The 23,244-nt window shown below is 67.0% G+C and carries 24 protein-coding genes; 7 read left to right on the forward strand and 17 right to left on the reverse strand.

All coding sequences use genetic code 11. The features are described 5' to 3' along the window. Positions 1-536: 536 nt before the first annotated feature. From slmA to argB, 3 genes are read right to left on the reverse strand one after another with little or no spacing between them, the layout of a single operon-like run. A complete protein-coding gene (gene slmA / locus WS69_RS14730) occupies positions 537-1,229 on the reverse strand; it encodes a nucleoid occlusion factor SlmA (protein WP_059471489.1) in 693 nt (230 codons plus the stop codon). Continuing rightward, on the reverse strand, positions 1,196-1,999 hold the full coding sequence (locus tag WS69_RS14735) for a pyrimidine 5'-nucleotidase (protein WP_059471490.1): 804 nt from the start codon (positions 1,997-1,999) through the stop codon (positions 1,196-1,198). Before WS69_RS14735 ends, slmA begins: the two co-directional genes overlap by 34 nt. After that, positions 1,996-2,895 carry an acetylglutamate kinase gene (argB, locus tag WS69_RS14740; protein ID WP_059471491.1) on the reverse strand — a complete coding sequence of 300 codons (900 nt, stop codon included), beginning with the start codon at positions 2,893-2,895 and terminating at the stop codon, positions 1,996-1,998. The genes WS69_RS14735 and argB overlap by 4 nt, the downstream gene beginning before the upstream one ends. Positions 2,896-3,220: 325 nt before the next feature. On the opposite strand from argB, the gene WS69_RS14745 reads away from it, so the two are divergent. Genes WS69_RS14745 through WS69_RS14755 form a run of 3 tightly spaced genes read left to right on the forward strand, consistent with a single transcriptional unit; the run spans position 3,221 to position 5,323 of the window. Continuing rightward, complete coding sequence (locus WS69_RS14745) at positions 3,221-3,463, forward strand: cysteine-rich CWC family protein (RefSeq protein WP_059471492.1); 243 nt, start codon at positions 3,221-3,223, stop codon at positions 3,461-3,463. Positions 3,464-3,480: 17 nt separating this feature from the next. After that, positions 3,481-4,761 carry an ATP-binding protein gene (locus WS69_RS14750; protein WP_059471493.1) on the forward strand — a complete coding sequence of 427 codons (1,281 nt, stop codon included), beginning with the start codon at positions 3,481-3,483 and terminating at the stop codon, positions 4,759-4,761. A 19-nt stretch (positions 4,762-4,780) separates the two neighbouring features. After that, positions 4,781-5,323, forward strand: coding sequence for a response regulator transcription factor (locus WS69_RS14755; protein ID WP_010100880.1), 543 nt, complete (start codon positions 4,781-4,783; stop codon positions 5,321-5,323). A gap of 185 nt (positions 5,324-5,508) precedes the next feature. Here the strand turns inward: WS69_RS14755 and hslU are convergent, their stop codons facing one another. The 9 genes from hslU to WS69_RS14805 form a co-directional block, all read right to left on the reverse strand. Next, complete coding sequence (gene hslU / locus WS69_RS14760) at positions 5,509-6,852, reverse strand: ATP-dependent protease ATPase subunit HslU (RefSeq protein WP_059471494.1); 1,344 nt, start codon at positions 6,850-6,852, stop codon at positions 5,509-5,511. 10 nt (positions 6,853-6,862) lie between these two features. After that, positions 6,863-7,399: an ATP-dependent protease subunit HslV gene (hslV, locus tag WS69_RS14765; protein WP_059471495.1), complete on the reverse strand. Its 537-nt coding sequence runs from the start codon at positions 7,397-7,399 to the stop codon at positions 6,863-6,865. 234 nt (positions 7,400-7,633) lie between these two features. After that, complete coding sequence (gene dksA, locus WS69_RS14770; RefSeq protein ID WP_059471496.1) at positions 7,634-8,050, reverse strand: RNA polymerase-binding protein DksA; 417 nt, start codon at positions 8,048-8,050, stop codon at positions 7,634-7,636. Positions 8,051-8,795: 745 nt separating this feature from the next. Beyond that, positions 8,796-9,878 carry a CobW family GTP-binding protein gene (locus tag WS69_RS14780; protein ID WP_059471498.1) on the reverse strand — a complete coding sequence of 361 codons (1,083 nt, stop codon included), beginning with the start codon at positions 9,876-9,878 and terminating at the stop codon, positions 8,796-8,798. Positions 9,879-10,056: 178 nt separating this feature from the next. Then, positions 10,057-11,337 carry a class I SAM-dependent rRNA methyltransferase gene (locus WS69_RS14785; protein WP_059471499.1) on the reverse strand — a complete coding sequence of 427 codons (1,281 nt, stop codon included), beginning with the start codon at positions 11,335-11,337 and terminating at the stop codon, positions 10,057-10,059. A 65-nt stretch (positions 11,338-11,402) separates the two neighbouring features. Next, on the reverse strand, positions 11,403-12,323 hold the full coding sequence (xerC, locus tag WS69_RS14790) for a tyrosine recombinase XerC (RefSeq protein ID WP_059471500.1): 921 nt from the start codon (positions 12,321-12,323) through the stop codon (positions 11,403-11,405). A 40-nt stretch (positions 12,324-12,363) separates the two neighbouring features. Next, positions 12,364-13,077 (reverse strand): DUF484 family protein, encoded by a 714-nt coding sequence (locus WS69_RS14795; RefSeq protein ID WP_059471501.1) that lies wholly within the window; start codon positions 13,075-13,077, stop codon positions 12,364-12,366. A gap of 31 nt (positions 13,078-13,108) precedes the next feature. Continuing rightward, positions 13,109-13,993 carry a diaminopimelate epimerase gene (gene dapF, locus WS69_RS14800; protein ID WP_059471502.1) on the reverse strand — a complete coding sequence of 295 codons (885 nt, stop codon included), beginning with the start codon at positions 13,991-13,993 and terminating at the stop codon, positions 13,109-13,111. Positions 13,994-14,022: 29 nt separating this feature from the next. Then, on the reverse strand, positions 14,023-14,907 hold the full coding sequence (locus WS69_RS14805; RefSeq protein WP_059471503.1) for a lipid A biosynthesis lauroyl acyltransferase: 885 nt from the start codon (positions 14,905-14,907) through the stop codon (positions 14,023-14,025). A gap of 266 nt (positions 14,908-15,173) precedes the next feature. Between WS69_RS14805 and metK the strand changes: the two genes are divergently transcribed. Further along, complete coding sequence (gene metK / locus WS69_RS14810) at positions 15,174-16,361, forward strand: methionine adenosyltransferase (protein ID WP_059471504.1); 1,188 nt, start codon at positions 15,174-15,176, stop codon at positions 16,359-16,361. 147 nt (positions 16,362-16,508) lie between these two features. Here the strand turns inward: metK and WS69_RS14815 are convergent, their stop codons facing one another. Beyond that, on the reverse strand, positions 16,509-16,862 hold the full coding sequence (locus WS69_RS14815) for a hypothetical protein (protein WP_059471532.1): 354 nt from the start codon (positions 16,860-16,862) through the stop codon (positions 16,509-16,511). Positions 16,863-17,230: 368 nt separating this feature from the next. Between WS69_RS14815 and WS69_RS14820 the strand changes: the two genes are divergently transcribed. Further along, the gene (locus tag WS69_RS14820) at positions 17,231-18,001 is read left to right on the forward strand and encodes a phytanoyl-CoA dioxygenase family protein (protein ID WP_059471505.1); all 771 of its coding nucleotides are present in this window, start codon (positions 17,231-17,233) and stop codon (positions 17,999-18,001) included. A gap of 197 nt (positions 18,002-18,198) precedes the next feature. Here the strand turns inward: WS69_RS14820 and WS69_RS14825 are convergent, their stop codons facing one another. Beyond that, on the reverse strand, positions 18,199-18,405 hold the full coding sequence (locus WS69_RS14825) for a DUF3185 family protein (RefSeq protein WP_059471506.1): 207 nt from the start codon (positions 18,403-18,405) through the stop codon (positions 18,199-18,201). Positions 18,406-18,580: 175 nt separating this feature from the next. Between WS69_RS14825 and mgrA the strand changes: the two genes are divergently transcribed. Continuing rightward, positions 18,581-19,624, forward strand: coding sequence for an L-glyceraldehyde 3-phosphate reductase (mgrA, locus tag WS69_RS14830; protein ID WP_059471507.1), 1,044 nt, complete (start codon positions 18,581-18,583; stop codon positions 19,622-19,624). 87 nt (positions 19,625-19,711) lie between these two features. Here mgrA and WS69_RS14835 read toward each other — a convergent pair whose 3' ends face one another. The 3 genes from WS69_RS14835 to WS69_RS14845 all read right to left on the reverse strand — a co-directional run bounded on the left by WS69_RS14835 (position 19,712) and on the right by WS69_RS14845 (position 22,653). Next, on the reverse strand, positions 19,712-19,897 hold the full coding sequence (locus WS69_RS14835) for a hypothetical protein (RefSeq protein WP_059471508.1): 186 nt from the start codon (positions 19,895-19,897) through the stop codon (positions 19,712-19,714). Positions 19,898-20,146: 249 nt separating this feature from the next. After that, the gene (locus WS69_RS14840) at positions 20,147-21,010 is read right to left on the reverse strand and encodes a DMT family transporter (protein WP_059471509.1); all 864 of its coding nucleotides are present in this window, start codon (positions 21,008-21,010) and stop codon (positions 20,147-20,149) included. 344 nt (positions 21,011-21,354) lie between these two features. Then, positions 21,355-22,653 carry an MFS transporter gene (locus WS69_RS14845; protein WP_059471510.1) on the reverse strand — a complete coding sequence of 433 codons (1,299 nt, stop codon included), beginning with the start codon at positions 22,651-22,653 and terminating at the stop codon, positions 21,355-21,357. 346 nt (positions 22,654-22,999) lie between these two features. Between WS69_RS14845 and WS69_RS14850 the strand changes: the two genes are divergently transcribed. Then, a complete protein-coding gene (locus tag WS69_RS14850; protein WP_004198969.1) occupies positions 23,000-23,212 on the forward strand; it encodes a hypothetical protein in 213 nt (70 codons plus the stop codon). The last annotated feature ends 32 nt before the right edge of the window (positions 23,213-23,244 follow it).

Below are 23,244 nucleotides of genomic sequence, written 5' to 3' on the forward strand. Positions count from 1 at the left end.
GGACGGCGATCGGGCTGCTGGGAGTCGGCGGCGGGGATGAGGCACGGTCGAAGCGGCGCGTTGACGCATGTGCGGCCAGCGATCCGGCGCATAACGGGAAAACTTCGGCATCGCGGATGCGGCGATGCGCGGACGCGGCCTATGGTCGGGGCGGGCGTGATCGAGGCGCGGGCGGCGGACGGCGATCGGGCTGCAAGACGCGGGGGGCGGCGTGAGGCGCCATTGCGGCGACGCATCGAAACATGTGCCACCGGCGATCCGGCGCGATGATGCGGGCCGGCGTTGCATGTGGCGTGGCGGCTGATGGGGTGAATCGGGCGCGGGAACGGGGCGGCGTATCGCGGAGCAAGATCACGATGCGGGGAGCCGACGAGTCGGGAACCGGGGCGGGCGTGCGAATCGTGGATCGTGAGCCGAGAGCCGAGAGCCGAGAGCCGAGAGCCGAGAGTCGAGAGTCGAGAGCCGAGAGCCGAGAGCCGAGAGCCAAGAGCTGCGCGGCCCTCGCGCCGGCGCCCTTCGGGGCGCGCCGCGCCCCGTCACTGCAAGATCAGCCGCAACTGCGCGTCGGCGTGCTCGCCGGGCGCTTTCGTGAAGCCGCTCTTCGCGTAGCGGTGCCAGCGGCCGAGCACGTAGCTGACGACGAGGCTCGCGCGCAGCGCCGGATCGTAGTCGTCCGGCAGCGGCACGGCAGGCGGGGCGCCGGCGCCGTCGGCGCGGGCGTTGGCCTCGAGGAGCGCGACGCGCAGGCATTGCTTGATCGACGCCTCGATCCGCTCGAGCACCTGATTGACTCGCTCGGCGAGGCGCTCGTGCTCGCCGACGAGCGCCTCGCCCGTCAGCACGCGCGTCATGCCGGGATTCTTCGCGGAGAAATTGAGCAGCATCAGCGCGATCGAGCGCGCCTGCAGCACGCCGTTCAGCTCGTTCGATGCGATCTGGTTGACGAGCCCGAAGAACGTTCCCTCGATGAATTCGATGAGTCCTTCGAACATCTGCGCCTTGCTCGCGAAATGCCGGTAAAGCGCGGCCTCCGATACGTCGAGGCGCGCGGCGAGCGCCGCGGTCGTGATTTTCTCGCTTTTCGGCGATTCGAGCATCGACGCGAGCGTCCGCAGGATGTGCACGCGGCGCTCGCCCGGTTTCGGGCGCGCGCGGGCGCGGGAAGCGGCGTTGCGTTCGTCGTCCGCCGCTGCGTTTACTGCCGGATCCTGCGGGTGAGTCGGCTGCATTTTCGTCGCCCCGATCGAGTGCCCAATCGCAGCGATTTTAGCGAACCAATGCGACGATCGACATAGTGCGGCCGTCCGTAGCTTGGCAGATGACGGGGCAGGTGCCCCGTGATCCAGACGGTGCGGATGCCGAGCCGCTTGTAGCGCTTCAGGTGGCCGCGCGTGTCCTCGACGAGGATCGTGTCCGAAAGACGCGCGTGCGCGGCGCGCATCGCCCGGCGCAGCATCGTCGCGTCGGGCTTCGCGCGCCACGCGTGGCGGTCGCGCATGTGCTCGATCGCGATTACTCGTTCGAACAGGCGCTCGATCTTCAGCTCGCGCAGCACGGCGCGCGCGTACGCTTCGGGCGCGTTCGTCAGCACGATCTTGCGGCCGGGCAGCGCGGCGACAAGCCGCGCGAGCCCGCGCTCGGCGCGCACCATCGACGGCAAGTCGGCGAACGTGTGGACGACTTTCAGGAAATCGTGCGGATCAATCGGATGATGGCGTGCGAGGCCGAGGAGCGCCGCGCCGTAGCGGCGCGTGTAGTGGGTGCGCAGGTGATCGGCTTGCGCGCGCTCGACTTTCAGCATATCGACGATGTACTGCGTCATCGCCTGATTGATCGCCGGGAAGATCGCGTGCGACGCGTGGTGCAGCGTGTTGTCGAGGTCGAAGAGCCAGACGGGGCCGCCCGCGTGCGGGCGGGGGCGCCGCGCGCGCCGGCGTTCGGGCGTCTGCTCGCCCGCCGGCGGCGAGGCCGCGCGAGGCGGCGGACGGCGTGTGCTCAATGCGAGCGGATCATCGTGCCGAACGGCTGCTCGGTCAGAATCTCGAGCAGCACCGAGTGCTCGATCCGGCCGTCGACGATGTGCACCGACTTCACGCCGCTCTTCGCTGCGTCGAGCGCCGACGAGATCTTCGGCAGCATGCCGCCCGAGATCGTGCCGTCTTCGAACAGCGCGTCGATTTCGCGCGCGGATAGATCGGTCAGCAGGTTGCCTTCCTTGTCCATCACGCCGGGAATGTTCGTCATCATCACGAGCTTCTCGGCGTTCAGCACGGTCGCGAGCTTGCCGGCGACGAGGTCCGCATTGATGTTGTACGAGAGGCCGTCTTCGCCGAAGCCGATCGGCGAGATCACCGGGATGAACGCGTCGTCCTGCAGCGCCCTCACGACAGCCGGGTTGATCGTCTCGACCTCGCCGACCTGGCCGATGTCGACATACTGGCCCGGGTTGTCGCGATCCGGCATCATCAGCTTGCGCGCGTGGATGAGGCCGCCGTCCTTGCCCGTCAGGCCGACTGCGTGGCCGCCGAAGTGGTTGATCAGCGTGACGATGTCCTGCTGCACCTCGCCGCCCAGCACCCATTCGACGACTTCCATCGTTTCTTCGTCGGTGACGCGCATCCCCTGGATGAACGTGCCCTGCTTGCCGATCTTCTTGAGCGCCTGGTCGATCTGCGGGCCGCCGCCGTGCACGATCACCGGATTGATGCCGACGAGCTTCAGCAGGATCACGTCGCGCGCGAAGCCTTGCTTGAGCCGTTCTTCCGTCATCGCGTTGCCGCCGTATTTGATGACCACGGTCTTGCCGTGGTAGCGGCGAATGTAAGGCAGCGCCTCCGCGAGGACTTCGGCTTTCAGTACGGGGGAGATCTGCGAGAGGTCGATCGGCTCGGACATGGCGGCGGCTCTGGTGCGAAACGGGTTGAAACAGGCCGAATTGTACAGGAGTGGCGCGGCGCAGCATGGGGTTTTTGGCCGTTTGGCCGATGTGGAAAGCGCGCGCGGCAACCCCGGGTCGCCGACCGAAAAGTGGGGTTTTCCTGCGCAATCCGCATGCAATTTCCGCGTACGGCGCTTATGCTAGGGGCGTAGTGCTCGGCTGCGGCCGCGAGGCGGTTGCCGAGCGGTCGCGTCGAGGTCGCGGGGCGGCTGTCCCGGCAGGCGCCGATGCTCGCCCTTTCGTCCTTTATTGCCCATTCCGGCTCGACCCGGCCAATCCGCGATGACCGTGCCCGCCGCTTCGTCCGGCCTGATCAGCAAGCGCTGCCCGCGCTGCGGCAGCGCATTCGACTGCGGCGCCCGCACGCGTCCGTTCACCTGCTGGTGCGCGGCGATGCCGAGCCTGCCGCCGGGCGCGCAGCCCGCGACGGGCGCGCGCTGCCTGTGTCCGGAGTGTCTCGCCGACGAGATCGCCCGGCGCGTCGCCGCAAGCGAAGGGGGCGACCGCCCGGCGCGCGAGGACTAAGAAGGTAAACTGCGCGGATGCAACGAATCACCACCACCGGACGCGTCAACCTGAGCCATCTGTTCTGGTTGCGCAATCTCGCGATCATCGGCCAACTCGTCACGATCGCCGTCGTACAGGCCTATTTCGGCGTCCATCTGCCGTTGCCCGCGATGCTGATGGTGATCGCGCTCGAAATCGTCTTCAACGCGCTCACGTGGGTGCGCGTGCTGCGCGCGCGGCCCGAGACCAACTTCGAGCTGCTCGGCCAGCTGTGGGTCGACCTGGGCGCGCTGTCGGCGCTTCTCTTCCTGTCCGGCGGGACGACGAACCCGTTCGTGTCGCTTTATCTGCCGTCGCTCGCGATCGCGGCCGCAGTGCTGCCGTGGCACCTGATGATTTGGCTCGCGGCGTTCGCGGTCGCCTGCTATCTCGCGCTCGGCTTCGATTCGGTGCCGCTCAACCTGGATAATCCGGCGAATCTGTTCGATTATTTCCGTGCGGGAATGTGGGTGAACTTCATGGTGAGCGTCGGGCTCATCGCGTGGTTCGTCGCGCGGATGTCGAGCGCGCTGCGCCAGCGCGACGCGGCGCTCGGCGAGGCGCAGCAGGCCCTCCTGCGCGACGAGCGCGCGGTCGCGCTCGGCGTGCAGGCGGCCACGGTCGCGCACGAGATGGGCACGCCGCTGTCGACGATCGCGATGCTGACCGAGGAATTGCGCGAGGCCGCTCGCACGGACGCGGGGCTTGCGCGCTACGATGCCGACCTGAAGGTGCTCGAGGAGCAGATGTCGCAGTGCACGTCGGCGCTCGCGCGCCTCAGAAGCCGCGCGTCGGAGCGGCCGAGCCGGCAGCCGGCCGCCGAATGGCTCGACACGTTCGTCGAGCACTGGCGGCTGCGCCATCCGCACGTGCTGTTCGAGCGGCGGGGGCCGCAGCCCGTGGGCGTCGCGCTCGACGACACGGTCGCGGTCGGCCAGATCCTGACCATCTTGCTCGACAATGCCGCGCGCGCGAGCCGCGATCGCGTTACGCTGATGGCAACGATCGCGCACGACGGCGCGCGCGACGAGATCGAGTTCGAAGTATGCGACAACGGACCGGGCATCCCGGCTGCGTTGCGCGACGCGCTCGGCGCGGCGCCGGTCGACAGCACGCAGGGCGGCCATGGGGTTGGCCTGTATCTGGCGTTCAGCGCGGCGGCGCGCTTGGACGGCTCGATCGAGCTTGCCGCCGCGCAGCCGCGGGGCACGCGGGCGATCCTGCGGCTGCCGGTTGCGCGCCAGGTCGCGGCCGAGATGGCGAACGGAAACGGATAGACAAGACGGAGTGATGCAAATGAGCGACAAGAATTTCCTCGTGATCGACGACAACGAAGTGTTTGCCGGCACGCTGGCGCGCGGGCTCGAGCGCCGCGGCTACGTGGTGCGGCAGGCGCACAACAAGGACGAGGCGCTCAAGCTCGCGGGCGCCGAGAAATTCCAGTTCATCACCGTCGACCTGCACCTCGGCGACGACTCGGGCCTGAGCCTCATCGCGCCGCTGTGCGATCTGCAGCCCGATGCGCGGATCCTCGTGCTGACGGGCTACGCGAGCATCGCGACCGCGGTGCAGGCGGTGAAGGACGGCGCGGACAACTATCTCGCGAAGCCGGCGAACGTCGAGTCGATCCTCGCCGCGCTGCAGACGAACGCGAGCGAAGTGCAGGCCGAAGAGGCGCTCGAGAATCCGGTCGTGCTGTCGGTCGACCGGCTCGAATGGGAGCACATCCAGCGCGTGCTCGCGGAGAACAACAACAACATCTCGGCGACCGCGCGCGCGCTCAACATGCACCGCCGCACGCTGCAGCGCAAGCTCGCGAAGAAGCCGGTGCGGCAGTAAGCGGGCGACGCGCGGCGGGCGCACGGCGTGTCGCGGCGACGGCCGGCGACCGGCAGCAACCGCCGCGCCATCGACACCGCGCCCGTACCGCCTTGTGCGCGTCGCGCCGCGCCGAAACGAAAAAACGGGCAGCCCGCAAGGGACTGCCCGTTTTTTTCATTCAGCAGCGGCGAAATCGCTTCGCGTTACAGCACGTAGCGCGACAGATCCTCGTCCTTCGACACCTCGCCGAGCGCACGGTCGACGTACGCCGCGTCGATCGTCACGCTCTGGCCGGCATGGTTGCCCGCCGCGAACGACACTTCCTCGAGCAGCTTCTCGATCACAGTGTAGAGACGCCGCGCGCCGATGTTCTCGGTCTTCTCGTTGACCGAGTACGCGATCTCGGCGAGCCGGCGGATGCCGTCGTCGGCGAACTCGAGCTGCACGTCCTCGGTCGCGAGGAGCGCCTGATACTGCTTGACGAGGCTCGCGTCGGTCGCGATGAGAATCGCTTCGAAGTCCTTCACCGACAGCGAATCGAGCTCGACGCGGATCGGAAAGCGCCCTTGCAGCTCGGGGATCAGGTCGCTCGGCTTCGCGAGATGGAACGCGCCGCTCGCGATGAACAGGATGTGATCGGTCTTCACCATCCCGTACTTCGTGTTGATCGTCGTACCCTCGACGAGCGGCAGCAGATCGCGCTGAACGCCCTGCCGCGACACCTCGCCGCCGCCGCCTTCGTGGTTGCGCGACGTGATCTTGTCGATCTCGTCGAGGAACACGATGCCGTTCTGCTCGACGTTCTGCACGGCCTTCGTCTTCACTTCCTCTTCGTTCAGCATCTTCGCCGCTTCCTCGTCGGTGAGCAGCTTCAGCGCTTCCTTGATCTTCAGCTTGCGGCGTGTCTTCTTGCCGCCGCCCAGGTTCGAGAACATCGAGCGGATCTGCTCGGTCATCTCTTCCATGCCCGGCGGCGCCATGATGTCCATGCCGACCGTCGGCTGCTCGATGTCGAGCTCGACGTCCTTGTCGTCGAGCTGGCCTTCGCGCAGGCGCTTGCGGAACGTCTGGCGGGTCGCGTTGTTGTCGTCGTTCGCGTGCTCGGCGCTCGCGCCGAAGCCGACCGCGCGCGGCTGCGGCAGCAGGATGTCGAGGATGCGGTCCTCGGCCTGGTCGGTCGCCTTGCTGCGCACCTTGCGCATTTCCGCTTCGCGCGTCTGCTTGACCGAGGTCTCCATCAGGTCGCGCACGATGCTGTCGACGTCGCGGCCGACGTAACCGACTTCGGTGAACTTGGTCGCTTCGATCTTGATGAACGGCGCATCGGCGAGCTTCGCGAGGCGGCGCGCGATTTCGGTCTTGCCGACGCCCGTCGGCCCGATCATCAGGATGTTCTTCGGCGTGATTTCCGTGCGCAGCGGATCGGCAACCTGCTGGCGGCGCCAGCGGTTGCGCAGCGCGACCGCGACGGCCCGCTTCGCCTTGTCCTGGCCGATGATGTGCTTGTCGAGTTCCGAGACGATCTCGGCAGGGGTCATGGTGCTCATTGCTTCGTCCTTACTCGATGGTCTCGATGATCCGGTTGTGATTCGTGTAGATGCACATGTCGCCCGCGATCTCGAGCGCCTTCTCCACGATGTCGCGCGGGGACAGATCGGTGTTCTCCGCGAGCGCGCGCGCGGCGGCCTGTGCGTACGCGCCGCCCGAGCCGATCGCGCAGATCCCGCCTTCCGGGTCGAGCACGTCGCCGTTGCCGGTGATGACGAGCGTCGTGCTCGCATCGGCCGTGATCAGCATCGCTTCGAGACGGCGCAGCATCCGGTCCGTGCGCCAGTCCTTCGCGAGCTCGACGGCGGCGCGCGTCAGGTTGCCCTGGTGCTTTTCGAGCTTCGCCTCGAAGCGGTCGAGGAGCGAGAACGCGTCGGCCGTGCCGCCCGCGAAGCCGACGAGCACCTGGTTGTTATAGATGCGGCGCACTTTGCGCGCACCGCCCTTCATCACGATGTTGCCGAGCGTGACCTGGCCGTCGCCGCCGAGCGCGACCTTGTCGCCGCGCCGCACGGAGACGATCGTCGTGCCGTGAAATTGCTCCATCTGTATTCCTCGAGAAAGACGGGGGATGCGGGGCGCGCGGAAGCCGCGGCCTGGCGGCCGGCTCGACGCGCATTGTCTTCATTTTAGGGCGGGCGCCGCGATATCAAGAGCGGCGTGCGACGGGCGTCGCCGCGAGGAGAAAGGGCGCGACGGCGGGAAAAACAAAAGCGCGCGGCAGGCCGCGCGCTTTGTGCAAAGCGTGTCGGGCGCGGAAGGCGGGCCGCGCCGGGAAGGTCAGTCGCCGAACAGCTTCTGACGCAGCTCGCGGCGCTCTTGCGCTTCGAGCGACAGCGTGGCCGTCGGACGTGCGAGCAGACGCGGGATGCCGATCGGCTCGCCCGTCTCTTCGCACCAACCGTAATCGCCCGAATCGATGCGGGCGAGCGACTGCTGGACCTTCTTGAGAAGCTTCCGTTCGCGGTCGCGCGTGCGCAGTTCGAGCGCGTGCTCTTCCTCGATCGTCGCGCGATCGGCGGGGTCCGGCACGATCACCGTTTCGCGCAGATTCTCGGTCGTCTGGCCCGCATTGCGGAGAATTTCCGCCTGCAATTGTTCGAGCCGATTTTTGAAGAAGGCGAGCTGATCCTCATTCATGTAATCCTTGTCGCTCATCTTCAGGATTTCGGCTTCGGTCAAGAGTTTCTTCGTCATCTGCTTGCTTCTTCAATGTGCGGCGAATCCATGGATATTGCCCGCACTTTGGGATTACCCGCAACAGCCCTTGCAATTGTTTGCTATTCGCTGCGGCGGGGCCGAAAGCCTCCGGATACCGGACCCATCTCGTTCAGTACTCCCTTGGGCGGACCGGATTGCGCGTGACCGGCGGGCGGCCATCCCCGGCGCACCACCGCGCCGCCCAGGCTCCGCGCAAGGATGGGGCCTGCCGTCGCCCTTCTCCAGCGGGCAGGTATTGTAACTGAATCGCAAGCCCTCGCCGTATCGGGTCGATCCCCTGCCGATCAAGCGGTATCCTGAAAATATAACCCGCAAATCAGGAAAAAGCGATGACGTCCGCATGTCGGTCCGCAGCCGGCGCGGCAGCCTTCCCGGCATGCGCGCGGCAGCGGCCGACGGCTTGCCCGTGGCCGACGCGCGGACGTTCCGCTTGCGGCTGCGGTGACGCGTGGGCTTTGCGGTCGGCCAAGTCGATCTGCGTTGCTGCGATTCGCCCGTCAAAGGTCTTGCGGTCCTGCGGCTTGCGGCTTGCGGCTTGCGGCTTGCGGCTTGCGGCTTGCGGCGCGCGGTCCGGCGGCCGCGCGCTATCGAGATCGGCGACGGCGGCGAAGCCGCGCCGACTTCGCGCGCCCGGCTCGCTCGGTCCGTTCGAATCGTCCCGCGCAGGCCGCATCGTGCGAGCCTGTGCGCGGATCCGAGCCGCGCGCGCCGTGCCGCTCGCTTACGCGAGACAGGCGTCGAGACCGTCGGTGATGAGGTCGCGCGGCAGGTCGACGCCGATGAACACCATCTTGTTGGTCTTCTTCTCGGCCGGCAGCCACTTCGCCGCGAGATCGCTGCCCATCATCTGGTGCACGCCCTGGAACACGACCTTGCGGTCGACGCCCTTCATGTACAGCACGCCCTTGTAGCGGAGCATCCGCTCGCCGTAGATCTGCAGGATCCCGCCGAGGAAGTCCTCGAGCTTGTTCGGATCGAACGGGCGGTCGTTGCGGTAGACGAACGACTTGATCTTGTCGTCGTGATGCGCGTGGTGGTGATTGTGATGGCCGTGCTCGTGATCATGCTCGCAATGGCCGTGATCATGGTCGCAATGCGCGTGGTCGCGGTCATGGTCGTGATGGTGGTGATGCGCGTGCTCGTGCTCGTCTTCGGCGAGGAAGTCCGGATCGATCTCGAGCTTCGCGTTCAGGTTGAAGCCGCGCAGGTCGAAGATCTCCTTGATGTCCGCGTCGCCGAAGTTCACGACCTTGATCGCCGCCTTCGGGTTCATGTGCAGCAGGCGGTGCTTGAGGTCCGAGACCGTCTCGTCGTCGACGAGGTCCGCCTTCGTGATGAACAGCCGATCCGCGAAGCCGACCTGGCGCTGCACGACCTCGTGCTCGTCGAGCTGCGCGTCGGCGTGTTTCGCGTCGACGAGCGTGATGACCGCGTCGAGCAGGAATTCGTCGGCGATTTCGCTATCGATGAAGAACGTCTGCGCGACGGGGCCCGGATTCGCGAGGCCCGTCGTCTCGATCACGACGCGGTCGAAATCGAACTTGCCGTCGCGCTTCTTCGCGGCGAGGTCGGCGAGCGCGCGCGCGAGGTCGCCGCGGATCGTGCAGCAGATGCAGCCATTGCTCATCTGGATGATCTGCTCGTTCGATTCCTGGACGAGGATCTCGTTGTCGATGTTCTCCTCGCCGAACTCGTTTTCGATCACGGCGATCTTCATGCCGTGCTGTTCGTTCAGGATGCGCTTGAGCAGCGTGGTCTTGCCGCTGCCGAGGAAGCCGGTGAGGATAGTGACGGGAATGGCCATGTCGTCGATCGCCTGTGGTTCGTGAAACGGGGTCAAAACCGCTGAAAAAACAGCGCGCCCGGCGAGACTTCCCGGGCGCTCAATCGTTTATTGAAACATATCTGTCAAGCCCCCGCCGCCGGCCGGACGGCCAGGGCGGCGCGGGCTCGCACTACGTCGCCCGTTCAGATCGGGGCGATCACGCGATTTGCAACAGCAGCCCTTTCAGATATTCGCCTTCGGGGAACGCGGTCAGCAGCGGGTGGTCGACGCCCGCGCCGAGGCGCTTCAGGATCCGCGCGTCGACTTTCGCGTCGGCCGCCGCGCCCGCGACGATCTTCTGGAACAGGTCCATGTCGATCGCGCCGGAGCACGAGTACGTGAACAAGAGGCCGCCTGGGCGCAGCAGCTTGAAGCCGCTCAGGTTGATGTCCTTGTAGGCGCGCGCGGCGCGGTCGACGCTGTCGCGGGTCGGCGCGAATTTCGGCGGATCGAGCACGATGAGGTCGAAGCGCTCGCCGTCTTCGACGAGACGGCGCAGCGTCTTGAACGCATCCGCGTCGAGCCACTCGGCGCGCGCCGCGTCGAAGCCATTCGTCGCGACGTTCTGCCGCGCGAGCGCGAGCGCGTCGCCCGACGAATCGATCGACACGACCCGCTTCGCGCCGCCTTTCAGCGCCGCGAGCGAGAAGCCGCCCGTGTAGCAGAAGCAGTTCAGCACGTCGCGATCGCGCGCGTACTGCGCGACGAGCGCGCGGTTGTCGCGCTGGTCGACGTAGAAGCCCGTCTTGTGGCCGTTGCGGACGTCGACGTGATACAGCACGCCGTTCTCGTTCGTGATCAGCGTGTCGGGCGGCGCATCGCCGGCGAGCACGCCGGTCGTCTGTTCGAGGCCTTCTTTCTCGCGGATCGACACGTCCGAGCGCTCGTAGACGTTCGGGCAGCCGGTCGCGGCGACGAGCGCCGCGACGATCGCGTCCTTCCACTGCTCGACGCCCGCCGCCATGAACTGGCAGACGAGCTGCGCGCGGCCCGCGCCGGCGGTGCCGTCGTTCGATGTGGTTTGCGCCGCCGCACCTTCTTTGACAGCGTGCGCTGCGGTGCCTCCCGAGAGGACTTGCGCCGCCATGTAGTAATCGACGATGAGCCCCGGCAGGCCGTCCGCCTCGCCGAAGACGAGCCGCACCGCGCCCGTCCCCGAGATCATCGCGTTGCGATGCGCGATCGCGCGCTGCACGCGCCGCTTGAAGAACGCGTGGTCGATCGGCTCGGCCTCGTCGAAGCTCCACACACGCAGCCGGATCTGCGAATGCGGGCTGTACGCCGCGCGCGCGAGGAAACGCCCGTCGTGCGCGCGCACGATGACGGTCGCGCCGGGCGCGGGCTTGCCGTCGACGCGGTCGATCGCGTTCGCGTAGACCCACGGATGGCGGCGCAGCAGGGATTTGTCTTTGGACGGCTTGAGCGTAACGGTATGCATGTCGGGATCGAAAAAGCCGCGTCGGACGCGGCGGAAGGCGATTCGGTGAGCGTGGGCGACGCGCGTCAGTCGCGCTTCTTCGCGCGTGGATGCGCGCTGTCGTAAATCTTTGCGAGATGCTGGAAGTCGAGCGACGTATAGACCTGCGTCGCCGAGATGCTCGCGTGGCCGAGCAACTCCTGCACCGCGCGCAGGTCGCCGCTCGACTGCAGCACGTGTGTCGCGAACGAGTGGCGCAGCACGTGCGGATGGACGTTCGCCGGGATGCCCGCCGCGCGCGCCGCGCGCTTCACGCGCTCGCGCACGACGCCGGGCGACATCCGGTTGCCGCGCACCGACAGGAAGAGCGGATGCGGATCGTGCCTCACGAACTCGCCGCGCACCGCGAGCCATGCGTTGAGCGCGTCGATCGCCTTGCGGCCGACGGGCACCTTGCGCTCCTTGTCGCCCTTGCCGCGCACCGTGACTTCCGCTTCGGCGAGGTCGAGCCAGCCTTCGGAGCGATGCTCGCCGTTTCTCACGTACGCGACGTCGAGGCCGATCAGCTCGGCGAGCCGTAACCCGGACGAATAGAACAGCTCGAGGATCGCGTGGTCGCGCACGCCCTCGGCGGTGCCGGACATCGGCGCGTCCATCAGCGCGGCCGCATCGTCGACGGACAATGCCTTCGGCAGCAGCTTCGCGCGCTTCGGCGCGCGGATCGTGGCCACCGGGTTCGCGTTCATCTCGACGTGCTGCGCGAACCAGCGGTAGAACGCGCGCCATGCGGACAGCCGGTGCGAGATCGAGCGCGCCGACAGGCCGCCCGCATGCGCGCGCGCGACCGCGCCGCGCACGTCGACGGCCGTCAGGCTTTCGAGCGGCCGGCCGTTCGCGAGTTTCTTCAGCTCGTCGAGTTCATGCGCGTACGCGCGCAGCGTGTGGTCCGACAGCTTCCTGACGTGCCGCAGGTTCGACAGGTAGTCGGCGATCGGGGCGGCGGTCATGTCGGGTGGCGGGCGGGTGCCGGGGCGCTCTGCGCGGCCGTCAGTGAGGCAGCAGGCGCGTGAGCGCCGCGCTCGCGAGCGTGCCGATCTGCGTGAGGAAATCGGTGCCCATCCCGTCGTGGAAGCGCCGCGGGTCCGGCGAGCCCAGCACGAGCAGGCCGAACGCGCTCGCGCCGTCACCCGCCGCGGGCGCGCGCAGCGCGATCAGCGCGACCGACTCGGCGGCGCCGCTCGCGGCAGGCGCTTCGCCGCCGTCGACGGCCGGCGCGGCTGCGGCGGGCGCGAGCCACTGCGCGGCTTCGAAGCCGGTATTCGCTCCGCAATAAGGGGTCGCAAGACTACTCGTGAAGAGGCGCACTTCCTCGCCGACGTTGCGCGCGAAATCGGCCTGCGCGTAGGTGTCGGCGACATCCCAGAGCCTGAGCGCCGTCTGCGGCACGTCGAACACGTCGGCGAGGCCGCCCGCGATCGAGCGCGGCAGCGCGTACGGATCGCGTTCGGCGATCACGCGCGCGGTCCAGCGGTTGAACTTCGCGGCGAGTCCGTCGTTCTCGTGGCCGTAGCGCAACAGCTCGGCGAGCCGGCGTTCGAGATGCTTGTTCTTGTCTCGCAGCATCTCCATTTGCCGCTCCTGCAGTGACACCGCGGCCTTGCCGTGCGGGTTCGCGAGCTTGATCGTCGCGAGCAGCTCCGCGTGCGTGGCGAAGAATTCGGGGTTGGCGAGCAGGTAGTCGGCGACTTCGCGATCGTTCATGGCGCTTCGTTCAGCTTCAGCAAATGAAAGGTCAGACAACAAAAGGCCGGACGGACAGGTCGATCACGCCTTCGAAGACGGTCGTCGCCGGGCCGGCCATCAGCAGTGGCGCGCTTTCGTCGCGCGCGCCGTCCCACGAGATCGTCAGCGTGCCGCCATGCGTATGGACCGTGACGGGCGAATCGAGTTGCCCGCGACGGATGCCCGCCGCGACCGCCGCGCACGCGCCCGTGCCGCACGCGAGCGTCTCGCCCGCGCCGCGCTCGTAGACGCGCAGCTTTACTTCGTGGCGCGACAGGATTTGCATGAAGCCCGCGTTTACACGCTGGGCAAAGCGCGGATGGCGCTCGATCGCGGGCCCGTCGACGAGCACCGGGAACGCCTCGGCGTCGTCGACGATCTGCACCGCGTGCGGATTGCCCATCGACACGACCGAGATCCAGCGCGTCGCGCCGTTCACGTCGAGCGGCCACAGCGTGTCGGCGCCTTCGCGGCGGCCATCGAGGCCGCTCGCGTCGAACGGCACGCGCGCCGGCTCGAACACGGGCGCGCCCATGTCGACGACGACCTCGCCGTTGTCCTGCATCGTCAGCGTGATCACACCGTGCTTCACTTCGACGCGCACGCTCGCCTTGTCGGTGAGCCCGTTGTCGCGGACGAACTTGACGAAGCAGCGCGCGCCGTTGCCGCAGTGCTCGACCTCGCCGCCGTCGCAGTTGAAGATCCGGTATTTGAAATCGGCGCCTTCGACGGTCGGCTTTTCGACGAGCAAGAGCTGATCGGCGCCGATCCCGAAGTGGCGGTCGGCGAGCGCGCGCACCTGCGCGTCGGTGAGCGTGGGCAGCGCGCGGGTGTAGCCGTCGAGCACGACGAAGTCGTTGCCCGCGCCGTGCATCTTGGTAAACGAGAGTTTCATGGGCGCTATTGTATGCCGCGGCGGCGAGGTCAATAGAAGCTCGGCTCGCCGGGCGGGCGCGTCTTGAAGCGCTTGTGCACCCAGTAGTACTGCTCGGGCATCAGCGGGATCTGCGCTTCGAGGAACGCGTTCATCCGGCGCGCGTCGAGACCGTCGTCGCCCGTCGGATAATTTTCCCAAGGTTTGAACACTTTCAGCCGATAACCCTTGTAATCGGGCAGCACTTCGCCGATGAACGGCACGACCTGCGCACGGCCCGTCTTCGCGAGCCGGCCGACCGCGGTCAGCGTGCACGCGGGCACGCCGAAGAACGGCGCGAAGGTCGAGTTGCGCAGCCCGTAGTCCATGTCGGCGCCGAGCATCACCGGCTTGCGGTCGCGCAGCCAGCGCAGCACGACGCGCGCGCTGTCGGCGCGGCCGACCATCTCGGCGTCGAAGCGCCCCCGGGCCGCCTTCGCGACGGCTTCGAGCGTCTGGTTCGAGAACGGCTGGTACAGCGACCCGCAGCGGCGCTGCAGCGATCGATTGAGCCAGATCGAGCCCGCCTCGATGCCGACGAAGTGCAGGCCGAGGAAGAGCGTCGGCGGCAGGTTCGGATCGGTGAGATCGATCGCGCTGTCGACTTCGATCAATTTTTCGAGCTTTTTCGCGGAGCCGAACCACTGAACGCTGCGCTCGACGTAGCTGCGGATCGCGTGCCGGAAGTGCCGGCCGGCCACTTCCTCGCGGCGCGCGTCGCTCCAATCAGGGAAGCAAAGTTTCAAATTGATGTGTACGATGCGCTTTCGCCGGCTGGGGATCCGATAGAGCAGCCAGCCAAGGCCGTCGCCGAGGCGCGCGGTCAAGCCGTAGGGCAGGACCGCGAGGAATTTGAGGAATGCGATGGCGAGCTGCGTGCCGAGACGGCCTAGCATGCGAATCCTCCGTCGATCCGGACGGCCGGCGCGATGAGAACAGGGTTGAAGGACAGCGGAAGGAGCAGCACGATCGACGCTCTGTGACAATTCGAGAAAGCCGCTATAATACGGGCTTCGCCGAGTTAACTGACAACTTGCGGGGCGAAGCCGGCGGGCGCAACAAGCGTCCACGGCGCAGGAAATCCGCTAAAGCGTCGCCACTTCGGGCCTCTGGAAGCTGGCTACGTGAACTTCAACCGTAACCACAACAGGAGCCTGAGAACGTGGCAAACGATTATCTCTTTACGTCCGAATCCGTTTCCGAAGGCCATCCGGACAAGGTCGCAGACCAAATCTCCGACGCGATCCTCGACGCAATCCTCGCGCAAGACAAGTATTCCCGTGTCGCAGCCGAAACGCTGTGCAACACGGGCCTCGTCGTTCTGGCCGGTGAAATCACGACGACGGCGAACATCGACTACATCCAGATCGCCCGCGACACGATCAAGCGCATCGGCTACGACAACACCGATTACGGCATCGACTACCGGGGCTGCGCGGTGCTCGTCGCGTACGACAAGCAATCGCCGGACATCGCGCAAGGCGTCGACCGTGCGCACGACAACAACCTCGATCAAGGCGCAGGCGACCAGGGCCTGATGTTCGGCTACGCGTGCGACGAAACGCCCGAGCTGATGCCGCTGCCGATCCACCTGTCGCACCGCCTCGTCGAGCGCCAGGCGAACCTGCGCCGCGACGGCCGCCTGCCGTGGCTGCGTCCGGACGCGAAGTCGCAGGTGACGGTCCGCTACGTCGACGGCAAGCCGCATTCGATCGACACCGTCGTGCTGTCGACGCAGCACGCGCCGGACATCGAACTGCCCGCGCTGCGTGAAGCGGTGATCGAAGAGGTCATCAAGCCGACGCTGCCCGCCGACCTGATCAAGGGCGACATCAAGTTCCTCGTGAACCCGACCGGCCGCTTCGTGATCGGTGGCCCGCAAGGCGACTGCGGGCTGACCGGCCGCAAGATCATCGTCGACACGTACGGCGGCGCGGCCCCGCACGGCGGCGGTGCGTTCTCGGGCAAGGATCCGTCGAAGGTCGACCGCTCGGCCGCTTACGCGGGCCGCTACGTTGCGAAGAACATCGTCGCAGCGGGCCTCGCGTCGCGTGCGCTGATCCAGGTGTCGTACGCGATCGGCGTCGCCGAGCCGACCTCGGTGATGGTCAATACGTTCGGCACGGGCCGCGTGTCCGACGAGACGATCACGAAGCTCGTCCGCGAGCACTTCGACCTGCGTCCGAAGGGCATCATCCAGATGCTCGACCTGTTGCGGCCGATCTACGAGAAGACCGCCGCCTACGGCCACTTCGGCCGCGAAGAGCCGGAATTCTCGTGGGAAGCCGCCGACAAGGCGCTCGTGCTCGCCGAAGCGGCTGGCGTCGAGCCGGCCGTGCAAGTCGCCTGACGCACGGTTCGCCGTAGCAAACAAAAACCCCGGTCGAGACCGGGGTTTTTTCATTTCGGCTTCGCTCGCGTCCTGCTTCGGCCTTGCCTGCGTTCGTCGCGGCATGCGGTTTGCAGGACGCGGCGAATTGCCGCGTGCTTCGCGCGTTCAGCGCGCGGCGAACACGAACCAGCCGGTGCTCGCTGCGAGACGGCGCGGCCGGTTGATCCGGGGCGGCACGACGCTCGCGCGATGCAGCGACGGCGCGCGCAGTCGCAACGCCGGCTTTTGCAGCAGCGAGCGCAGCGCGGTGCGGCGTGCCGCCGCATGCGCACTCATCAGCGACAGGACCGCGTGCAGCCACGCGCGCAGGCCGTCGAGCCGCAGCTGGTGCTGGCGAGCGCGCTCGGCGAGCACGCTCGCTCGGGCGCTGTGGTGACGCAACGCGCGCACGATCCGGTGCGGCGCCGACGGCGCGCTCTTCGGGGTGCGGTGAAGACGGGAAGTCAGTCGGAAAGGCATGACGAAAATAATTCGCTCGTAGATTGCGCCCATTTCGGGGCGCGAATGTAAAAACGGCCGTTATGCGGCACGGGTCGAACCCATCGTACCGAAAGCATCGGTGCGCCGCTGCCCGCGAAAACTAGCAGGTGCGCCGAGACTACAGGCGATTCGTGACGCCCAAAAGTCGCGCTGACCCTTGCGCGCAGGCGCGTGGCGCGCGAACCTGCCGAACTTAGTGGCGCGCGCGCGGCCGACAGTTCCTTTGCGTTACATCAAATTCGCCGCTGCGATCGTGCGCCGTTTTTCGCTTGCCGGCATCGTAGCCGAGCATGTCGCGCACGTCCGCTTTACAATCGATCGTTGATAAAAATTATGCCGAACATCCCATGTCTTCCTTGCACCCGGAGTTGATTCACACGCAGGTCCAGACGCTGCGCGAGCGCGGCTTCGTCGTCGCTCCGGGGCTCGTCGCACCCGAGCGGTGCGCGCAATTGAAGGCGATTGCCGAGCGGCAATTGCGCGAAGCGGCGCAGCCGCTCGAATTCGAGGCCGACTTGCGCTATCCGGGCGCGCCCGAATCGCGGCACGCACCGGGCGGCCATACGGTGCGGCGGCTGCTCGACGCGTACGCGCGCGACAAGGCGTTCGCCGAGCGCGCGACGGCGCCGGAGATCGCCGCGTGGATGCGCATGTATTTCGGCGAGACGCCGGTTCTGTCGCGCGCGCATCACAACTGCATGATGACGAAGCATCCGGCATACGGCAGCCTGACCGGCTGGCATCGCGATGTGCGCTACTGGTCGTTCGAGCGTCCGGACCTCGTGTCCGTGTGGCTCGCGCTCGGGGCGGAGACAAACGAGAATGGCGCGCTGTGGCTCGTGCCGGGCTCGCATGGCGCGGAATTCGGGCCGGAAAGCTTCGACGAAGCGAAGTTCTTCCGCAGCGACGTGCCGGCGAACCGGCAGTTGATCGACCAGGCGGTGTGTCCGGAACTCGCCGCGGGCGACGTCGTGTTCTTCCACTGCAACACGCTGCATTCGGCGGGTCAGAACCGCACCGATCAGGTGAAGTTCTCGCTTGTGTTCACGTACCACGGCGACAGCAATCGACCGGTTCCGGGCTCGCGCTCGGCGTCGAAGCCGGAAGTGCGCTTCTAGTTCGCCGTTCGCGGCGGCGGGGGGCGGCGCGATTCGCGATTAGCGATGCGTCGCGTGCCGCGCGTTCGTTTCATGCGGAATCGGATGCGCACGGCCTTGCATCGCGTGCAAGCAACTGATGATCGGACAACGACCGGGCGGCCCGCATGCGGGCCGCCCGTTTTCGTCTTGGGGGCAATGCCGAAAGCACGAGCGCGTCAGCGCTTGCCGCTCGGCATCGACAGGCCGATCAGCCCGACGAGCGTCGCGACGACGCCGCCCGCGATCAGCATGGTCGTCTTCGTCGAAGGCGAGCCGGTGAAGAAGCGCGCGATGCCGTCGTTGATCGAATGAAACGACTGGCCGCCGAAATACAGCAGCACGACGCCGCCGACGATGAGCGCAACGGAAATCGCTCGAGTCATGAAAATCCTCGCTGAAACGGATGATGAAGACGCCGCAGTGTAGGGGAGCGCCGCCGTCACGTCCATCGCGGCAGTGCATTGCTGCACGATTCGCGATCGTTGGCTAACATGGCCGGCTGAGGTTCGTCCGGCCGGATCGCGTCCGGCCTCGCTCAACGTCCTGACGGGAATTCAGATGGCCTACGAAGCAGCTTCCGAACGCTATGCGGATATGCAGTATCGCGTATGCGGCACATCCGGGCTCAAACTGCCGGCGCTTTCGCTCGGCTTGTGGCACAACTTCGGCGACACGACGCCGATCTCGACGCAGCGCGAGATCCTGCGCACCGCATTCGACCTCGGCATCACCCATTTCGATCTCGCGAACAACTACGGGCCGCCGTACGGCAGCGCCGAAACGAACTTCGGCCGGCTGCTGCGCGAGGACTTCAAGCCGTATCGCGACGAACTCCTGATTTCGACGAAGGCCGGCTGGGACATGTGGCCCGGTCCGTACGGCAGCGGCGGCGGCTCGCGCAAGTACGTGCTCGCGAGCCTCGAGCAGAGCCTGCAACGGATGGGGCTCGACTACGTCGACATCTTCTACTCGCACCGCTTCGACGCGCACACGCCGCTCGAGGAAACCGCGAGTGCGCTCGCGACGGCCGTCCAGCAGGGCAAGGCGCTCTACATCGGGATCTCGTCGTATTCGGCGGCGAAGACGCGCGAGATCGCGAAACTGCTCGCCGAATACAAGGTGCCGCTCCTGATTCACCAGCCCGCGTACAACTTGCTCAATCGCTGGATCGAGCGCGAGCTGCTCGATGCGCTCGACGGGACGGGTTCCGGCTGCATCGCGTTCACGCCGCTCGCGCAGGGGCTCTTGACGTCGAAGTACCTGAACGGCGTGCCAGCCGATGCGCGCATCAACAAGCCGGGCGGCGGATCATTGAAGGACGGTCACCTGAGCGCGCAGAACCTCGAGCACGTGCGCAAGCTGAACGAGATCGCGCAGCGGCGCGGCCAGAGTCTCGCGCAGATGGCGCTCGCGTGGGTGCTGCGCGATCCGCGCGTGACGTCGGCGCTGATCGGCGCGAGCCGCGCGGAGCAGGTGCGCGAAAACGTGGCGGCGCTCCAGCAGCTCGCATTCAGCGACGATGAGATCGCCGAGATCGATCGCTATGCGACGGAAGGTGGGATCAACTTGTGGGAAAAGCCGTCCACCGATCAGGCGATCTGATCGGTAGTCATCCTGACGACGTGCCTGCCGCCCGCTTTCGCGTGCCGAATGCGGCGCAGGCGGATGTGCGTGGCGCGTGCGTCGCGGCTAGATCAGCGCGGGGAGCCCTTCGACCAGCAGCACGGCGACGGCCATGCCGAGCATCGCGCCGAGCACGCGCAGCACGTTGTGACGGAATTCGGTCGCGCACGGGATCGCGCCGAGGAACAGCGCGCCGGCGAGCGCCATCGGGATCAGCAGGATGAAGTCGGCGATCGTGAAGTATGTCGACATGCGTGTCTCCTTTCTTGCTTGGCCCGGTCGCGTGCGGGGCAGCCGGTTGTTTCGAGTATAGGTAACGGCCGGCGGTTTGGGGCTATCCGAAGCTTCGTAGCGCGACGAAAATTCGCGGACTGCCGGGTTTATTGCGAACAATCCGGCGAAACGCTTTCATTTCGTCTTTCTAATTGCTTTCTCGTGCTGCGGCGCGGTGAACAAGGCGCCCGCATGTTGCAGTGCGGGCGCCTTGTCTTCAGGCAGCCGTCATGTGCGCGCGGTGTGTCGGAACACGAGCGCGAGCCCCGCGAGAATCGCGATCATGCCGGCGATCTCGAGCGGCGCGAGACGATTGCCGAGCCACGCCGCATCCATGAGCGCCGTGACGACCGGGACGAGATAGAAAAGGCTCGTCACGTCGACGAGGTCGCCTTGCCGCATCAGCCGATAGAACAGCAACTGCGCGAACACCGAGATCACGATGCCGAGCCACGCGAGCGGCAGCACGAACGACCAGCTCGCTTCGAACGAGATCGGCTCGAACGGTGCGACCAGCATGCACAGTCCGAGGCCGAGTGCGTTCTGCAGCGGCAGCACGTCGATCGGCGCCGCGCACACGCGTTTTTGCAGCAGCGCGCCTGTCGTGATCGCGAGCAATGCGCCGAGTGCGCACGCGGCGCCCGACACCGGCGCGTCGCCGCCCGCGATGCTGCGGTAGACGACGAGGCTCAAGCCGATCAGCGCGAGCGCGAGTCCCGCGAGCCGCGCGCCCGATGCGCGGCGTTCGAGCATGACGAGCGTGAGGATCGGCTGCATGCCGAGGATCGTCGCGAGGATGCCGGGCGCGAGCCCGTGCTCGAGCGCGAGCAGATACAGGATCGAGTAGCCGCCTGTGAGCAGCAACCCGGTCGCGACCGTCGTGCGGCGCGCGCCGGGCGGCGGCAGCCAGCGGCGTCGCGCGAGCGACAGCACGAGCAGCACGAGCGATGCGAGCGCGAAGCGCGCGATCAGGAAAGCGAATGCGGACGCATGCCGCAGGCCGAGTTCGGCGAAGATCGCTCCGCTGCTCCACAGCAGCACGAAGAGCGACGTCGCGCTATGCGCGGCGAGCGCGGGTTTGACTGAAGCCATCTGAAATCCACCTGTCGATCGGATCGGAACGCTCCGAATGCACGCGCACGCGAATACGCCGCGCACGAGCGCGCGGAACGGTTCGGTCAGCGGCGAACGGAGAGTGAGAGAAGTTGCGCGGCGGTCAACCGAGCAGCGCCGCCGGAGGAGGCGGCGCGCCGACGGGCGGCGAAGCGGCAGGCGGACGATGCGCGCACGCGCGCGGCAGCCGTGCGATTGACGGCTTCGATACGGCGCGGGCGGGCAACGAGGGTTTCATCGCGACGAGTGCGAATGGAATGCGAGAGCGTCAAAGGTAACGCATCGATGCGTCGCTTGGCAATCGCTTCGGCGGCGTCATGCCGTCAAGCGGCGCCGACGCGTTCGCGCGCGTGCAGCCAAGTCGCCGCGACGACACCCAGCACGAGCAATGCGCCGACGAGCATCGCGACGCCCGGCCAGCCGAGCGTGCTCCAGAAGCGTCCGCCGAACGAGCCGACGACGCTCGAGCCGATGTAATACGCGAGCAGATAGAGCGCCGCGGCCTGGCCCTTGCCGTGCTGCGCGAGCCGGCCGACCCAGCCGCTCGCGACCGCGTGACCCGCGAAGAAACCGAACGTCACGCATGCGATGCCCGCGGCGATCGCGGCGACGGGATGGAGCAGCGTCAGCGCGACGCCCGCGAGCATCACGACGAGGCTTGCGATCAGCACGCGGCCGCGGCCGAGCGTATCGGCGAGTCGCCCCGACAGCGGCGACGCGATGACGCCCGTCAGATAGACGACGAAGATCGCGCTGATCGTCGCCTGGCCCATCGAATACGGCGGCGCGAGCAGCCGATAGCCGATGTAGTTGTAGAGCGTGACGAAGCTGCCCATCAGCACGAACGCCATCAGAAACAGCACGGGCAGCTCGCGCCGCTTGCCGAGATGGTGGGCGAGCGACGCGCGATGATGCGCGAGGTTGAGGCCGCGGCGCGGCGTGAAGTGCCGCGACGGCGGCAGCAGCGTGCGAAACGCGAGCATCGATGCGAGACCGAGCAGGCCGATCACGCCGACTGCGATGCGCCACGAGAACAGCTCGGTGAGAATGCCGGTGATCACGCGCCCCGCCATCCCGCCGATCGCGGTGCCGCCGACGTAGAGACCCATCGCGAGTCCGAGCCCGTCCGGATGCACTTCTTCCGCGAGATACGCCATCGCGACCGCGGGCACGCCGCCGAGCGCGAGTCCCGTCAGCGCGCGCAGGATCAGCAACTGATGCCAATGCGGCGCGAACGCGGCGGCGAGCGTGAGGAGCGACGATGCGGTGAGCGATGCCGTCATCAGCTTGTGACGGCTCAGCGCTTCGGAGATGAAGCCTGCGACGAAGACCGCGGCGGCGAGCGCGGCGGTCGCGAACGATAGCGCGAGACTGCTCTGCGCGGGGCTCACGCCGAACGTGTTCGAGAACTCGGGCAAGAGCGGCTGCACGTAGTAGAGCAGCGAAAACGTCGCGTAGCCGGCGAACAGCAGCGCGAGGCTCGCGTGCCAGTAGCTGCGCGAGCCGCGTTCGAGATACGAAGCGGACGAAGCGGACGAAGCGGACGGCGCGCGCTCGACGGCGGATGCGTCGTCCTGACGCGCGCGGGCGGCGGGCCGCGGCGCGCCGGATGATACAGTCACGCTGATTCTCCAAGCGAAGCAAACCTAAACGATACGCCGGTTGTTCGTTCGGCGTCGTTTCGTCGGATGAGGCGTTGGCTTTTGGCCGCATTTCAGAATGAATCGCCGAATGGCGGTCGCGCGCGTCAGGGTATGATGGAGCGACGCGCTGCCGTAATAATGGCGGCGTCGCGGCGGCGGAATCGACGCATCCTGCGAATTGGCGGCACCTTTGTCGTCAGCTCGCGTTTTCGCGATTCCATGAACGGTGAACAATGGAATACGCGCAACCGTCGCCGCATGGATGCGCAATTCGGGTATTTCCGGCCGGGCAGCACGCGGCCGGCTTTGAAAGCGGGGAAACATCATGCATGTCGGTTCGATTGTCTGCACCACCCACATCGCCGTGCCGAAAGGCGCGCGCGGCATCGTCCAGCGCATTCTCGGGGACATGGCGATGGTGACCTGGTACGCGGGCGTGCCGGGCGAATCCAAGGAGCTCAATACCGAGCCATTCTTTCTCGAGGATCTGATCGACACCGGCGAATCCGTGCTTCCCGCGGGCGCGGCGCTGCACTGACCGCTCGTCTTTCGGCCTCGCGCGCGGCACAA

Source organism: Burkholderia sp. BDU5 (genome assembly GCF_001522845.1).
Taxonomy (GTDB): Bacteria; Pseudomonadota; Gammaproteobacteria; order Burkholderiales; family Burkholderiaceae; genus Burkholderia; species Burkholderia mayonis.